Below are 14,518 nucleotides of genomic sequence, written 5' to 3'. Positions count from 1 at the left end.
GGTTCGGCTCCGTCGCCGACGTCATCGACGCCTCCGGCGCCAACGGCGACCGCGTCGACCTCGCCGTGGTCTTGAAGACGTTCGCCGAGAGACGGTTGCTCCGGGTGCTCTCCGAGGGCGGCCCCGGGATGATCAGCCTGTTGATCGAGCACGGCGCCCTCGACGAACTCTGCGTCTCCATCGCGCCAATCCTGGTCGGCGGTCAGGCCCGCCGCATCGCGACCGGCTCCGGCGAAGCCCATACCCGCATGCGTCGAAGTCACGTGCTCACCGACGACGAGGGCTACCTCTACACCCGGTACGTCAAGGACGAGTGAGACCCCCGCCGCTTCGCTCGCCCCGGGAAGCCTGGCCGGACCACCGTTCCATGATCGCTAATGTGGTCACCATGCGTCGGCATCCCCAGCTGCTCAGGGCCCTCTGTCTGCCCGCCGTTGCGGCTGTCGTCCTCGCCGGATGTGCACCCGGCCTGGCCGCCGACCCCCGCTTCGCCACCGACTCCGGCGCTCAGCCGCAGGGGGCACCCGAGACCACGCCCGCCCCGACGGGACCGGGCCCCATCCAGGCGCCGAAGAACGACCTTTCATGGCGCGACTGCACGGCGCGGGTGTTCGGCCAGGCGGCGATCCCCGCCGTGCCCGGCGTGACACTGGACTGCGCCAGTTACGACGCGGACCTCGACTCCCTCAACGGCGCCTCCGGAACGCTGACCATCGGCGTGGTGCGGGCCCGTTCGGCCGCCACGCCCGCGGATGCGGGGCCGCTGGTCATGACGACCGGAACCGACTTGCCGTCGTCGGTGCAACTGCCGGTGTGGCTCTCCCGCGGCGGCGCCGACGTCCTCAAGACCAATCCGATCGTCGCGGTCGACCGACGCGGTATCGGGCTGTCCGGCGACCTCGACTGCCGCGACTCGTTCGAGCGCCAGGAGATGATGGACCAGGCGCAGTTCGAGTCCGGTGACGATCCCGTCGCCAACCTCGGCGCCGTCGTCCAGACCGCCACGACCAACTGCACCGACAGCATCGCCCCCGGCGACTCCGCATACGACAACGCCCACGCCGCCGAGGATCTCGAGCGCCTGCGCAGCACCTGGGACGTGCCGACCCTGGCCCTGATCGGCATCGGCAACGGCGCCCAGGTGGCGCTGGCGTACGCGGGCTCACATCCCAACAAGGTGGCGCGCCTGGTACTCGACTCCCCCCTGCCGCTCGCCGTCTCCGCCGAAGCCAAGGCCGAGCAGATGGTGAAGGGCCAACAGGCGGCCCTCGACGCGTTCGCCGCGCAGTGCGTCGCCGCGGCCTGCGCGCTGGGGCCCGACCCGAAGGGCGCCATCGACGCCCTGCTGGCCAGCGCGCGGACGGACCAAGGACCAGGCGGTCTCTCGATCGCATCCCTCGTCGACGCCATCACCACCGCGCTGGCCTTTCCCAGGGGCGACCGACTCGCCGCCAACAACGCGCTCGCCGACGCGCTCGCGGCGGCCCGTGGCGGCGACGCCTCCCAACTCAGCGGCTACGTCAGCGAGGCCGAACAACTCCGCAAGACCGACGGCCAGTTCGTCAACTCCTGCAGCGACGCGCTCAACCGGCCAACACCCGACCGGGTCCGCGAACTCGTCGTCGAATGGGGAAAGCTCTACCCCCAATTCGGTACCGTCGGCGCGCTCAACCTCGTGGAATGCCTCGCCTGGCCCAGCGGCTCGACGCCCCCCGATCCGCAGAACCTCAAGATCCCGGTGCTCCTGCTCGGCGTCCAAAACGACCCGATCGTCGGCAACGAGGGAGTCGCCGCCGTCGCTGCCACCATCATCAACTCGGGCGCACCGAACCGACGCGTCATGTGGCAGGGCGTGGGTCACGGCGCCAGCATCTACTCGCCGTGCGCACTGACACCGGTGATCGCCTACCTCGAGTCTGGCAAGCTCGCCGAGACCGACACGTACTGCCCCGCCTGACTTGCCGGTCACTAGCGTCGGTGTACGGTGCGCTGGTGGCGGTACCTGACACCCTGTTGAGACCCTTCCGGCCCCGCACCTCCCCGCCGAATGCCGCGACCGTTCTGCGGTCCGTCCTGTGGCCCGTCGCCATCCTCTCGGTGATCCACCGCAGCTACGTGCTGGCCACCAACGGCTACATCACCGACGACTTCGGCCCGGTGTACCGCGCCGTCATCAACTTCAAGCTCGGGCTGGACATCTACAACGAGCACTTCGACCAGGTCGACCCGCACTACCTGTACCCGCCCGGCGGAACCCTGCTGTTGGCCCCGTTCGGCTATCTACCCGTCGACGCATCCCGCTACTGGTTCATCACCTTCAACACCGTCGCCATCCTGGCCGCCGCCTACCTGTTGCTGCGACTGTTCGACTTCTCGATGGCCTCCGTCGCCGCTCCCGCCCTGCTGCTGGCGATGTTCTGCACCGAAAGCGTCACCAACACACTGGTCTTCACCAACATCAACGGCTGCATCCTGCTGTGCGAGGTGCTCTTCTTCCGGTGGCTGCTGGACGGCAAGGTCAACCACGAATGGCTGGCGGGCATCGCCGTCGGATTGACGCTGGTGGTCAAACCGTCGCTGGCGCCCCTACTCCTGCTGCCGCTGCTGAACCGTCAATGGCGGGCCCTGATACCGGCTTTCGGCGTCCCGCTACTGTTCAACGCCGCTGCCTGGCCGCTGGTCAGCGACCCCATGGGATTCGTGCGCAACACCGTCCCCTACATCCTGTCCACGCGCGACTACTTCAACAGCTCGATCCTGGGCAACGGCATCTACTACGGCCTGCCGACGTGGTTGATCCTGGTGTTGCGCCTCGGCTTCCTCGCACTCGCGATCGCCAGCCTGTGGCTGCTGTACCGCTACTACCGCCAACGCGACCCGCTGTTCTGGATGATGACGTCATCCGGTGTGCTGCTGATCGCCACCTTCCTGGTGACCTCACTGGGCCAGGGCTACTACTCGATGATGCTGTTTCCGTTCCTCATGTCGGTGGTGCTGCCCAACTCGGTGATCCGCAACTGGGTGGCCTGGCTCGCGATCTACGGCTTCATGACGATGGACCGCTGGCTGCTGGGGCACTGGCCGACCACCGGCCGCTACCTGGAATACATGAAGATCACCTACGGCTGGTCGCTCATGCTGATCGTGGTGTTCTGCGTGCTGCTGTTCCGCTACCTGGACGCCAAGGCCGACGGCCGCCTCGACGAGGGCATCGATCCGCTGTGGATGACGCCCGATCGGGAGCGCGCTAGCGTGAAGGAATGACCACCACCCCAGCTCCGAAGCTCGCGTTGACCGACGACGAGTGGCGTACCAGGCTCAACCCCGCCGAATACCAGGTGCTGCGCCGAGCAGGCACCGAGCGCCCCTTCACCGGCGAGTACACCGACACCAAGACCGAAGGCGTCTACCAGTGCCGGGCCTGCGGTGCGGAACTCTTCCGCAGCACCGAGAAGTTCGAATCCCATTGCGGCTGGCCGTCGTTCTTCGACCCGGCGGACTCCGACGCGGTGATTCTGCGGTCCGACGACTCCGGTGGCATGCACCGCGTCGAGGTGCTCTGCGCCAACTGCCACAGCCACCTGGGGCACGTCTTCGAGGGCGAGGGTTATCCCACGCCGACGGATCAGCGCTACTGCATCAACTCGATCTCACTGAAGCTGGTCCCCGCCGAGGGCTGATCCCCCCGCCGACGGCAGCACGGCCGTTCGTCCCGAAGTGCGGGCGCGCTGATGCTGTGCTGCAATGGAATTCATCGACCGTGCAGGGAGGCCCGATGCCCACCTACCGCTATCAGTGCGCGGACTGCGGTGGCTTTGAGCTCGTACGGTCCATGTCGGAGGCCGCGGACCCCACGCCCTGCCCAGGATGCCGAGAACCCGCTCGACGTGTGTTCGGCCTTCGCACCACCGGGTTCGTGGAGACCGGGCTGCGCGCTGCCATGGATGCCAGCGCGCGCAGCGCGGATGCACCGTCGGTGGTGACCTCGGTCCCCGGCCGGGCCCGTCGAGCAACGCGCATCACGACCGACCCCCGGCACCGCCGACTGCCCCGACCCTGACCCTGGAGGTTCCGTGCCCGACGTCGTCTTCTCCGTCGATCAAGCCCTTTCGATGCGGGAGCAAGCGGTGCCCGGCCACAACAGATGGCACCCCGACATCCCGCCTGCCGTCACGGTCAAACCCGGCCAGTCGATCCGCGTGGAGTGCCGGGAGTGGACCGACGGCCAGATCGGCAACAACGACTCCGCCAACGACGTCCGCGACGTCGACCTGACCCACGCCCACATGCTGTCAGGACCGATCTACGTCGAAGGTGCCGAGCCGGGGGACCTGCTGGTGGTCGACATCCTCGACCTCGGACCCGTCCCCCAGGAAACCGGCGACGCGCCGGGCCAGGGCTGGGGGTACACGGGGATCTTCGCCAAGGCCAACGGTGGCGGATTCCTCACTGACACGTTCCCCGATGCCTACAAGGCGATCTGGGACTTCTCCGGCCAAAAGTGCACGTCACGCCACCTCCCCGGAATCGAGTTCACCGGAATCACCCATCCCGGCCTGTTCGGCACGGCACCGTCGGCGCAACTGCTCGCACGCTGGAACGCTCGCGAACGCGCGCTGATCGCCACCGACCCCGAGCGGATCCCGGCGCTGGCCCTGCCCCCGCTGGAGGAATCGGTGCTCGGCGGTACCGCCACCGGGGACGCCCTCGCCGCGATCGGCCGCGACGGCGCGCGCACGGTCCCGGCCAGGGAGAACGGCGGCAACCACGACATCAAGAACTTCACCCGTGGCTCACGGGTCTTCTACCCGGTCCACGTTCCCGGCGCCCTGTTCTCCGGCGGTGACCTGCACTTCAGCCAGGGCGACGGCGAGATCACCTTCTGCGGCGCCATCGAGATGGGTGGGTTCATCGACTTCCACGTCGACCTCATCAAGGGAGGCATGGAGACCTACGGCGTCACGACCAACCCAATCCTGATGCCGGGCAACGTCGAACCCCGCTACTCGGAGTTCGTCACCTTCATCGGCATCGGTGTCGACCACGACACCGATACCCAGCTCTACAACGACGCGACCGTCGCGTACCGCAACGCCTGCCTCAACGCGGTCACCTACCTTCAGAAGTTCGGCTACTCCGGCCCGCAGGCATACCTGCTGCTCGGCGCCGCGCCGATCGAGGGCCGGGTCAGCGGTGTCGTCGACATCCCCAACGCATGCTGCTCGCTGTACCTGCCGACGGCGATCTTCGACTTCGACATCACGCCGTCGGCGTCGGGTCCCGTGTCGGCCGACCGCGGGTCCTGCGCCGTCTCGTCCTAGGGCAGACGGGCGATCAGTTCCTCGGCACCCACCCGCGGGCCGGTGAAGAACGGCGTCTCCTCGCGGACGTGGCGGCGCGCATCGGTGTAGCGCAGCTTCCACATCAGCTCGACGATTCGACCCAGATCCGGCCCCTCGAACGCCAGGATCCACTCATAGTCACCGAGCGCGAACGCGGGCACCGTGTTGGCCCGCACGTCCGGGTACTCGCGACCGGCCATGCCGTGCTCCACCAGCATCTTGCGGCGCTCGTCATCGGGCAGCAGATACCAGTCCAACGAACGCACGAACGGGTACACGCACACGTAATCGCCGGGGTCCTCACCCGCGATGAAGGCCGGCACGTGGCTCTTGTTGAACTCGGCGGGCCGGTGCAATGCCACCACGCTCCACACCGGATCACTCACCAACCCCAGGGCGGTGCGCCGGAACGCGCGGTAGGTGGCCTGCAGGTCCTCGACGCGCTCGGCATGGGTCCAGATCATGAAGTCCGCGTCGGCCCGGAAACCCGCGACGTCGTACAAACCCCGCACGACGACGCCGTTCTCCTCCTGCTGTTTGAGGAACGTCGCGGTGTCGTCGACGACCGACGTGCGGTCCTCCCCCAACGCCTCCGGCTGCACGGAGAACACCGAGATCATCATGTATCTCTGCATCGAATTGAGGGCGTCGTAGTCCAGCTTGGCCATTTGTCTAATTGCTCCTCACGTGCGCGTACGTCCTATCGTGCCACGCCGGCTCCGGCCACCGACGCCGCCGCCCGCGTGCCTGACGCCACACACGCAGGCACTCCAATGCCGTCGAGATAGCCGCCCGCCACCGCCAACGTCGGCGGCAGGCCGGCCCTCAGCTCGGCGATCAGCCCCGCGTGGCCAGGACCGTACTGCGGCATCGCGTCGATCCACCGCTGCACCCGACAGTCGACCGGCTCGGCGTCGATGCCGAAGACGGCTGACAGATCGGCCGACGCCCACGACAACACGTCCTCGTCACCGGCGTTGCGGGCCAGAGCGTCACCAAACCGGCCAAAGGAGAGCCGGACCAGTTCGACGTTGCCGCGTCGTCCCCACTTGCGCGACGTCAGCGTCATCGCCTTGGCGTTCAACCGCTCACCGGCGGCGACCAGCACACCGGACTGCTGCGGCAGTGGCGTCCCGCCCGGCAACGCCAGAATGGCGAGCACCGTCGACGCCACCTCGATGCGGCGAGCCGCCGCCGCAGTCCTCGGCGCGACGCCCTCGATCAGACGCGGCAACCGCGGAGCCGGGACGGCCAGCACCACCGCGTCGGCGTGCCACCGCCCGCGCTCGTCGTCGACGATGCTCCAACCGTCGGCCTCGCGGTCGACCCGCTCGACGGCCACCTGCGCCCAGTCGAAGCCAGCCCGAGCGATCAACGCTTCGAGCAGGACCCCGTATCCGCCGTCGACCGCGCCGAACACCGACCCACCCGACGGGGCGGGCAGCACCTCGCGCACCGCGTCGGTCAAGCTGCGGGCGCCTCTGTCGAATGCCGCGGCGAGCGTGGGAGCCGCCGACCGCAGCCCGATGGTCGCCGACGAACCCGCATACACGCCCGCCAGCAGCGGATCGACGCAACGCGCCACCACCTGCTCGCCGAATCGATCGCCGACCACCTGCGCGACGGTGGGATCCACCCCTGGCCGCCACGACCACGGCCGTGACCGCTCCGCCGCGATCTGCGCGACCGTGGCGTCGTCGACCAGCCCGGCGACCGAGGACGCCTGGGCGGGGATGCCCTGCAACGTGCCCTCCGGCATTCGATGCAGTCGGCCGCCGCTGAAGATCATCGGCCGCACCCCGGTCGTGCCGACCTGTCTTGCGGCCAACCCCAACTCCGCCAGCAACGACGACACCTCCGGGCGCCGAGCGATGAACGCCTCGGCGCCGACGTCGACCAACTGGCCGCCCACCCGCTCGGTGCGCAACGCCCCACCGAGCCGGTCGGCGGGGTCGAACACGGTGATCGAGGCCTCCGGTCCCGCCGCAAGCCGCAACCGGTAGGCCGCGACGAGACCCGAGATGCCGCCGCCGACAACAGAATACGTGGGACTCACAACGAGTGCACCAGAGCCACCGCCTCGGTGACGATGCCCGGATCGGTCGGGGGCAGCACGCCGTGCCCGAGATTGAAGACGTGGCCGTTGGCCCCGGCGTCGACGGCGCGACGGCCGTCCTCGACGACGCTGCGCACGGCGCGCTCCACCACCGGCCATCCGGCCAGCAACACCACCGGATCGAGGTTGCCCTGCAACGCGACGTTGGGGCGGACCCTTGCCGCGGCATCGGTCAGCGAGGTACGCCAATCCACGCCGACGACGGCCTTGTCCCCGGCCACCGCTTCGGACATCGCGCCGAGCAGTTCGGCGGTACCCACCCCGAAGTGCGTCATCGGCACCCCCTCGGCGGCCAGCGCGTCGAACACGCGGGTGCTGTGCGGCAGCACGTAGGTGCGGTAATCGGCCAACGACAGCGTCCCCGCCCACGAGTCGAACAGCTGGATGGCGTCGACGCCTGCCTCGAGTTGGGTGCGCAGAAACCCGATCGTCACGTCGGTCAGCGCGGCCATCAGGGCATGCCACGTGTCCGATTCGCCGAGCATCATCGCCTTGGTGCGTTCGTGGTTGCGGCTGGGGCCCCCCTCCACCAGATAGGACGCCAGCGTGAACGGCGCACCCGCGAAACCGATCAGCGGGACCTCGCCCAGCGCCGCCACCAACTGTGTGACGGCTTCGGCGACCGGCTGCACCGCCTCGCGCTCCAGCGGTCTCATCGCGGAGACGTCAGCCGCCGTCCGGATCGGGTCGGCGATCACGGGACCTACGTCCGGCACGATGTCCAGGTCGATGCCCGATGCCCGCAGCGGCACGACGATGTCGGAGAACAAGATCGCGGCGTCGACGCCATGGCGGCGCACGGGTTGCAGGGTGATCTCGGTGATCAGCTCGGGGTCGAAGCAGGCCTGCATCATGGTGTTCTTCGCCCGCAACGCCCGGTACTCGGGCAGCGAACGTCCGGCCTGGCGCATGAACCACACCGGCACGCGGGAGGGTTTGAGGCCGGAGGCCGTAGCCAGGTAGGGCGACTCCGGCAGATCACGACGGGTACTCATCAGCACCCATGCTGCCATGTGCGCACCGCGGTCGAACGGTCGCCGGCCCGCGGACGGATTCCAGGTGGTACCCCATTTCGGCGCGCCTGCGCACAGCCCCGGCGCGATGGTCTAGCGTCAAACGCCATGACCACCGCCGAGCCGGCTCAGTTCCGCGAAGCGGTCGAGGCGATGAATGCCGCCACGGTGCGGCCCGAGATCGAGCTCGGGCCGATCCGGCCGCCGCAACGGCTGGCGCCGTACAGCTACGCCCTCGGCGCCGAGGTTCGGCATCCCGAGACCGCCATCGTTCCGGAACGATCCGACGGCGATGCCTTCGGCCGACTGATCCTTCTGCACGATCCCGAGGGTGCGGAGGCGTGGGACGGGACCATGCGATTGGTCGCCTACATCCAGGCCGATCTGGACTCGCACGAGGCGGTCGACCCGCTGCTCCCCGAAGTGGCCTGGAGTTGGTTGGTCGACGCGCTTGCCTCGCACGAGGATCACTTCACGGCGCTCGGTGGCACCGTCACCGCCACGACGTCGGTGCGCTACGGCGACATCTCCGGCCCACCACGGGCCCACCAGCTGGAGCTCCGGGCGTCGTGGACCGCCACGACGCTCGACCTGGGACCCCACGTGCAGGCGTTCTGCGAGGTGCTCGAACACGCTGCGGGGCTTCCCCCCGCGGGCGTCACCGACCTGGGCACCCGCACGCGCGCGTGACATGACCGACGGCGAGGGCGCCGGCCCCGGCGCGGCCGACAACGATGACGACCCCACCGAGCCCGTAGACCCTGCACAGTCCGCAGAACCCGACGAGCCCGAGGCGACTCCCCTGCTCGCACCGGCCGACGGCGTGCCCGAACTGGCCGTCACCTCCGACCAGATCCTCCGCACGGCCGAGCTGCTGATCTCCGGGCACGGCCCGTTCGCGATCGACGCCGAACGCGCGTCCGGCTTCCGCTACTCCAACCGCGCCTATCTGATTCAGATCCGCAGGGAGGGTGCGGGTTCGGTCCTTATCGACCCGGTGAACCACGGTGAGGACCCCCTGATGGTCATGGCACCGCTGGCCGACGTGCTCGACACCGACGAGTGGATCCTGCACGCCGCCGATCAGGACCTGCCGTGTCTGGCCGAGCTCGGGATGGTTCCGCCGAAGCTGTACGACACCGAGTTGGCGGGCCGCCTGGCCGGCTTCGAGCGGGTCAACCTGGCCGCGATGGTGGAGCGACTGCTCGGACTCAAGCTGATGAAGGGTCACGGTGCGGCCGACTGGTCGATGCGTCCACTGCCCGCGGACTGGTTGAACTACGCCGCCCTCGACGTCGAGGTGCTCATCGAATTGCGCAACGCGATCGCCGCAGTTCTCGAAGAGCAGGGCAAGACGGATTGGGCGACAGAGGAATTCGAGCATCTCCGGACCTACGTCGCATCGCCCACCCGGCGCGATCGCTGGCGGCGCACGTCGGGCATCCACAAGGTGAAGAACCCGCGGACGCTGGCCGCGGTACGCGAACTGTGGACGGCGCGAGACAACATCGCTCAACGCCGCGACATCGCACCCGGCCGCATCCTGCCCGACTCCGCCATCATCAACGCCGCCACGACGAACCCCGAAACCGTCGACAAGTTGACGTCACTGCCGGTCTTCGGCGGTTCCAGGCAACGGCGCAGCGCCCGGGTGTGGCTGGATGCCCTGGCGCGCGCCCGCTCCACCGACGACCTACCTTCGGCGTCCGAGCCGACGACGGGTCCCCCGCCCGCAGTGCGCTGGAGCCGTCGCAAGCCGGAGGCGGCCGAGCGCCTCGAGGCCGTCCGCAGTGGACTCACCGTACTGTCGCAACGGATTTCGGTGCCGACCGAGAACCTTCTGACGCCAGACCTGGTGCGCCGACTGGTGTGGGACTGGCAACCCGTGGAGGACCCGGCCGCCGTGATCGACGCATTTCTCGCCGAGGCCGGCGCCAGGGCGTGGCAGCGAAGACTGACGGTGCCGGTGCTGGCCGAAGCCCTGACACCCACCGAGGACGCTCTGACACCCACCGAGGACACCACCGACTAGCGTGGGCGTCCACTGCGGCCAGGCGCGGCACGTCGTCGCCGTCAGGGCACACCCGGCGGCAGGGGCAGGTTAGTCCACCCGGTCGCTGACGTGCGACTCCCCGATCGAGCTGCCAAGGGCTGCAACCCAACCCGTGATCTGGCGCGCGACGTTCTGATCTGTCAGTCCGACGTCGGCGAGCACCTCGCTGCGGGAAGCGTGTTCCTGAAATTCCTGCGGCACGCCGACGTCGCGGCACGGCACGTCGATCTCGTTGCTACGCAGGGCCGCCGACACAGAGGAGCCGACACCGCCGTGCACCCCGTTGTCCTCGACGGTGACGACGAGTTTGTGGGCCTTGGCCATCGCCCCGATCACCTTGGGCACCGGCAACACCCAGCGTGGGTCGACGACGGTCACCCCGATGCCCTGATTGCGCAGCCGTTCGGCCACCGACAGTGCCATCGACGCGAACGCACCGACGGCCACCAGCAGCACGTCCTTGGTCAACCCGTCGGCGGGGACGGCCAGCACGTCGACCCCGGCCCGGCGCTCGATTGCCGGAATGTCTTCTCCGACATCGCCCTTGGGGAATCGAATCGCGGTGGGCCCGTCTTTGACGTCGAGCGCCTCGCCGAGCTCCTCCCGCAGCCGGGCCGCGTCCCTGGGGGCGGCCACGCGCATGCCTGGCACGATGCCGAGCAGCGACATGTCCCACATGCCGTTGTGGCTGGCACCATCGGGCCCGGTCACGCCAGCGCGGTCGAGCACCATGGTCACGGGCAGCCCGTGCAGTGCAACGTCCATCATGATCTGGTCGAACGCTCGATTGAGGAACGTCGAGTAGATCGCCACCACCGGATGCATGCCGCCCATCGCCAACCCGGCCGCCGAGGTCATCGCGTGCTGCTCGGCGATGCCCACGTCGAAGAAGCGGTCGGGGAAGCGCATGCGGAAGGCACTCAGCCCGGTGGGTCCCGGCATCGCCGCGGTGATGGCGACGACGTCGCGGCGTTTGGTGGCGCGTTTGATCAGCTCGTCGGAGAACACCGACGTCCAACCCGGCGCGGCGACCGACGTGGCCAACCCGGTTTGCGGGTCGATGATCCCCGTGGAGTGCATCTGCTCGGCCTCGTCGGCCTGAGCGGGGCCGTACCCCATGCCCTTGTTGGTGGCCACGTGCACGATGACGGGCGCGTTGAAGCCGCGCGCGTGGCGCAACGCCGCCTCGACGGCATGCTCGTCGTGCCCGTCGATGGGGCCCACGTACTTGAGGCCCAAATCGGTGAACATCACCTGCGGCGACAGAGCGTCCTTGATGCCGACCTTGACGCTGTGCATGCACTGGTAGCACAGCTCGCCGATGAGGGGCACCCCGCGGACGGCCTTGCGGCCCTCCTCCAGGAGACGCTCGTAGGCGGGCTGAAGGCGCAACGCGGCGAGGTGATCGGCGAAGCCGCCGATGGTCGGCGCATAGCTGCGCCCGTTGTCGTTGACGACGATGATGACGGGCCTGCGCGAGGTCGCGATGTTGTTGAGCGCCTCCCAGCACATGCCACCGGTCAGCGCGCCGTCACCGACGACGGCGACCACGTGCCGGTTGCGGTGCCCGCTCAGCTCGAAGGCCTTCGCGAGACCGTCGGCGTAGGACAGTGCGCTGCTGGCATGGCTGGACTCGACCCAGTCGTGCTCGCTCTCGGCGCGCGACGGATAGCCGGCCAGCCCGCCCTTCTTGCGCAGGTTGTCGAAGTCCTCGCAGCGGCCCGTGAGCATCTTGTGGACGTACGCCTGATGACCCGTGTCGAAGATGATCGGGTCGTGCGGCGAGTCGAAGACCCGGTGCAGCGCCAGCGTCAGCTCGACGACACCCAGGTTTGGACCGAGGTGTCCGCCGGTCGCAGCAACCTTGTGGATGAGGAACTCGCGGATCTCAAGGGCGAGATCGTCGAGCTGCGGCTGCGACAGGTGCTGTAGATCTGCGGGACCGCGGATCTGTGAAAGCATTCGACCACTTTACCCACCGGTAGTGAGCGGGGCCCGTCAAGGCTCGTAGACGTCGGGCACGCCGTCGTGGTCGGCATCGGCGGTTTCGCGCTCGTGAATGCGGCGGTACGCACTGTTACGGCTGGCCAGGACCACCGCGGCGAGCAGACCCGCCACCACGGATCCGGCCAGAATCCCGATCTTGGCATCGGCACCCGTCACAGTGCCGTAACCGAACGCCAGTTCGCCGATCAGCAGGGAGACGGTGAAACCGATGCCGGCGAGCAGCGCAACACCGAACACGTCGCGCCACGCGAGATCGTCGTCCAGCGTGGCGCGGGTGAAACGAGCCAGCAGGAATGTGGTGCTCAGCACACCCAGCGGCTTGCCGACCACCAAGCCGGCGAGGACGCCGAGCGTGACCGGATGAAGCAGCGTCGCGCCGAGCCCGTCGAGTCCCCCGACGGTGACCCCGGCCGCGAAGAACGCGAAGACCGGCACGGCCAATCCCGCCGAGAGTGGCCGCAACCGATGCTCGAAGCGCTCGGCGAGCGCACGACGGCCCAGCACCGGCACGGTGAAGCCGAGCACGACGCCCGCGATCGTCGCGTGGATCCCGCTGGCGTGCACTAGCGCCCACGTCGCGGCGGCCAGCGGCAGCAGCACCCACCAGCGCCGCACCCCACGCTGCACCGCGAGCGCGAAGAGCCCACCGGGGATCAGCGCCAATGCCAGCGGCCCCAGCGCCAGATGGTCGGTGTAGAAGCCGGCGATGACGATGATCGCCAGCAGATCGTCGACGACGGCGAGCGTCAAGAGGAAGGTGCGCAACGCCGTCGGCAGGTGCGTGGACAGCACCGCGAGCACGGCCAGGGCGAATGCGATGTCGGTGGCGATCGGGACCGCCCAGCCACCGAGGTTCTCGGTGTCCCCCGCCGCGAGGTTCACGCCGACGAAGATGGCGGCGGGCACGATCATGCCGCCGACGGCCGCGGCGATCGGCACGGCGGCGCGCGCCGGATCACGAAGGTCGCCAGCGACGAACTCGCGTTTCAGCTCCAGCCCCACGACGAAGAAGAAGATCGCCAGCAGCCCGTCGGCCGCCCACGACGCGACGCTGAGGCGCAAGTGCAGCTGCTCGGGGCCGAAGGCGAACTCGGACACCTCCCGGTAGGACGCCGCCCACGGCGAGTTCGCCCACGTCAGCGCCGCACCGGCAGCGATGAGGAGGAGCACGCCGCCGACGGTCTCGCGGCGCAGGACCTCGGCGAGTCTGCTGGCCTCCGGCCACGAGCCGCGGGTGAATAGACGCGGGTTGCCAGAGCCGGTCACGTCGCCTCCTCGGTTGACAGCACTCAACGACCGCCGACCAGACTTCCCGGCACACCGAGGCCAACCCTAGACGGGATCCGGCGCCCTGGTCCTTGCAAAGTGGTCCGCGTGCGCCACGTCAGAGGCGTGGGACGCACTCCGATCGAACGGCGCGGAATCCTCGTAGGACGGGCCCGGCTGCGCCTGTTCGGCTAGCGGACGTGGGCCAGCACGGCGTCCGCGACCTCCTCCACGGGAATGGTGGTGACGACCTCCAGCGTCGCGGTGTGTCGGAGCAGCGGCTCGACCGCGGCGAGGTTCGACAGGATCTCCGCGACGTCGGACGGCGTGCTTCCGTACGGGTTGTTGGTCCTGGTTCGCAGGCGCTGCCTCAGCACGTCGGCCGGGGCACTCAAGAGCACGACGTGGTCGAACCGCGGATAGAACTCCACCTGGTTGCGGGTGGTGCCCGCCACGATCAGCACCGTCCGGGGATCCTCGACGGACAGCAGTGCATCGATTCTGGATTCGACCCACAGCCGCTCTCCGTCGACCGTCTCGTGAAAGTCGCCTGCCGCGTCGGGGTAGTCGGTGTCCACGGTCCAGTATCCACGGTCGGCGAGCTCACCCAACAGCGTCGACTTGCCGGTGCCGGACATGCCGGTCACCAGAACGCGTTTCACGTGCGGGTCAGCACCGCGACGCACTCGACGTGATGCGTCAACGGGAACGAGTCGAACAC

14 protein-coding genes are annotated in these 14,518 nt (G+C 68.8%); 8 read left to right on the top strand and 6 right to left on the bottom strand.

What is annotated here, in order from left to right:
* The 6 genes from ABW137_RS04160 to fmdA all read left to right on the top strand — a co-directional run.
* The coding region (locus tag ABW137_RS04160) for a RibD family protein (protein WP_526397179.1) at positions 1–317 on the top strand (317 nt) is incomplete at its 5' end.
* 71 nt (positions 318–388) lie between these two features.
* Positions 389–1,957 (top strand): alpha/beta fold hydrolase, encoded by a 1,569-nt coding sequence (locus ABW137_RS04155; RefSeq protein WP_526397177.1) that lies wholly within the window; start codon positions 389–391, stop codon positions 1,955–1,957.
* A 20-nt stretch (positions 1,958–1,977) separates the two neighbouring features.
* Positions 1,978–3,264 (top strand): arabinofuranan 3-O-arabinosyltransferase, encoded by a 1,287-nt coding sequence (gene aftC, locus ABW137_RS04150; RefSeq protein ID WP_526397175.1) that lies wholly within the window; start codon positions 1,978–1,980, stop codon positions 3,262–3,264.
* Positions 3,261–3,680, top strand: coding sequence for a peptide-methionine (R)-S-oxide reductase MsrB (msrB, locus tag ABW137_RS04145; RefSeq protein WP_526397173.1), 420 nt, complete (start codon positions 3,261–3,263; stop codon positions 3,678–3,680). Before aftC ends, msrB begins: the two co-directional genes overlap by 4 nt.
* Before the next feature lie 95 nt (positions 3,681–3,775).
* Positions 3,776–4,060 (top strand): FmdB family zinc ribbon protein, encoded by a 285-nt coding sequence (locus ABW137_RS04140; protein ID WP_526397171.1) that lies wholly within the window; start codon positions 3,776–3,778, stop codon positions 4,058–4,060.
* Positions 4,061–4,073: 13 nt separating this feature from the next.
* Positions 4,074–5,321, top strand: coding sequence for a formamidase (gene fmdA / locus ABW137_RS04135; protein ID WP_526397169.1), 1,248 nt, complete (start codon positions 4,074–4,076; stop codon positions 5,319–5,321).
* Here the strand turns inward: fmdA and hemQ are convergent.
* Genes hemQ through hemE form a run of 3 tightly spaced genes read right to left on the bottom strand, consistent with a single transcriptional unit; the run spans position 5,318 to position 8,453 of the window.
* Positions 5,318–6,010 carry a hydrogen peroxide-dependent heme synthase gene (gene hemQ, locus ABW137_RS04130; protein WP_526397167.1) on the bottom strand — a complete coding sequence of 231 codons (693 nt, stop codon included), beginning with the start codon at positions 6,008–6,010 and terminating at the stop codon, positions 5,318–5,320. The two genes, fmdA and hemQ, sit on opposite strands and share 4 nt — an antisense overlap.
* Before the next feature lie 32 nt (positions 6,011–6,042).
* Positions 6,043–7,398 (bottom strand): protoporphyrinogen oxidase, encoded by a 1,356-nt coding sequence (locus ABW137_RS04125; RefSeq protein WP_526397165.1) that lies wholly within the window; start codon positions 7,396–7,398, stop codon positions 6,043–6,045.
* Positions 7,395–8,453, bottom strand: a complete 1,059-nt coding sequence (gene hemE, locus ABW137_RS04120) for a uroporphyrinogen decarboxylase (RefSeq protein ID WP_526397163.1) — start codon at positions 8,451–8,453, stop codon at positions 7,395–7,397. The genes ABW137_RS04125 and hemE overlap by 4 nt, the downstream gene beginning before the upstream one ends.
* 126 nt (positions 8,454–8,579) lie before the next feature.
* Between hemE and ABW137_RS04115 the strand changes: the two genes are divergently transcribed.
* Together ABW137_RS04115 and ABW137_RS04110 are read left to right on the top strand one after the other, a co-directional pair.
* Positions 8,580–9,161, top strand: a complete 582-nt coding sequence (locus ABW137_RS04115) for a DUF3000 family protein (protein ID WP_526397161.1) — start codon at positions 8,580–8,582, stop codon at positions 9,159–9,161.
* A 1-nt stretch (position 9,162) separates the two neighbouring features.
* On the top strand, positions 9,163–10,503 hold the full coding sequence (locus ABW137_RS04110) for an HRDC domain-containing protein (protein ID WP_526397159.1): 1,341 nt from the start codon (positions 9,163–9,165) through the stop codon (positions 10,501–10,503).
* A gap of 69 nt (positions 10,504–10,572) precedes the next feature.
* Here the strand turns inward: ABW137_RS04110 and dxs are convergent, their stop codons facing one another.
* The 3 genes from dxs to ABW137_RS04095 form a co-directional block, all read right to left on the bottom strand.
* The gene (gene dxs / locus ABW137_RS04105; protein ID WP_526397157.1) at positions 10,573–12,486 is read right to left on the bottom strand and encodes a 1-deoxy-D-xylulose-5-phosphate synthase; all 1,914 of its coding nucleotides are present in this window, start codon (positions 12,484–12,486) and stop codon (positions 10,573–10,575) included.
* 36 nt (positions 12,487–12,522) lie between these two features.
* Positions 12,523–13,797 carry a Na+/H+ antiporter NhaA gene (gene nhaA, locus ABW137_RS04100; RefSeq protein ID WP_526397155.1) on the bottom strand — a complete coding sequence of 425 codons (1,275 nt, stop codon included), beginning with the start codon at positions 13,795–13,797 and terminating at the stop codon, positions 12,523–12,525.
* A 191-nt stretch (positions 13,798–13,988) separates the two neighbouring features.
* Positions 13,989–14,459: an RNase adapter RapZ gene (locus tag ABW137_RS04095; protein ID WP_526397181.1), complete on the bottom strand. Its 471-nt coding sequence runs from the start codon at positions 14,457–14,459 to the stop codon at positions 13,989–13,991.
* Positions 14,460–14,518: the final 59 nt, after the last annotated feature.

The organism is Mycobacterium sp. (genome assembly GCF_040509115.1).
Taxonomy (GTDB): domain Bacteria; phylum Actinomycetota; class Actinomycetes; order Mycobacteriales; family Mycobacteriaceae; genus Mycobacterium.
This window is presented reverse-complemented; position numbering and strand designations above follow the sequence as displayed.

Excerpts from the sequence above, each read along its gene's own strand:
- ABW137_RS04155 (WP_526397177.1), top strand. The coding sequence starts at position 389 with ATGCGTCGGCATCCCCAGCTGCTCAGGGCCCTCTGTCTGCCCGCCGTT.
- msrB (WP_526397173.1), top strand. The coding sequence starts at position 3,261 with ATGACCACCACCCCAGCTCCGAAGCTCGCGTTGACCGACGACGAGTGG.
- ABW137_RS04140 (WP_526397171.1), top strand. The coding sequence starts at position 3,776 with ATGCCCACCTACCGCTATCAGTGCGCGGACTGCGGTGGCTTTGAGCTC.
- hemQ (WP_526397167.1), bottom strand. The coding sequence starts at position 6,010 with ATGGCCAAGCTGGACTACGACGCCCTCAATTCGATGCAGAGATACATG.
- hemE (WP_526397163.1), bottom strand. The coding sequence starts at position 8,453 with ATGAGTACCCGTCGTGATCTGCCGGAGTCGCCCTACCTGGCTACGGCC.
- ABW137_RS04115 (WP_526397161.1), top strand. The coding sequence starts at position 8,580 with ATGACCACCGCCGAGCCGGCTCAGTTCCGCGAAGCGGTCGAGGCGATG.
- ABW137_RS04110 (WP_526397159.1), top strand. The coding sequence starts at position 9,163 with ATGACCGACGGCGAGGGCGCCGGCCCCGGCGCGGCCGACAACGATGAC.
- dxs (WP_526397157.1), bottom strand. The coding sequence starts at position 12,486 with ATGCTTTCACAGATCCGCGGTCCCGCAGATCTACAGCACCTGTCGCAG.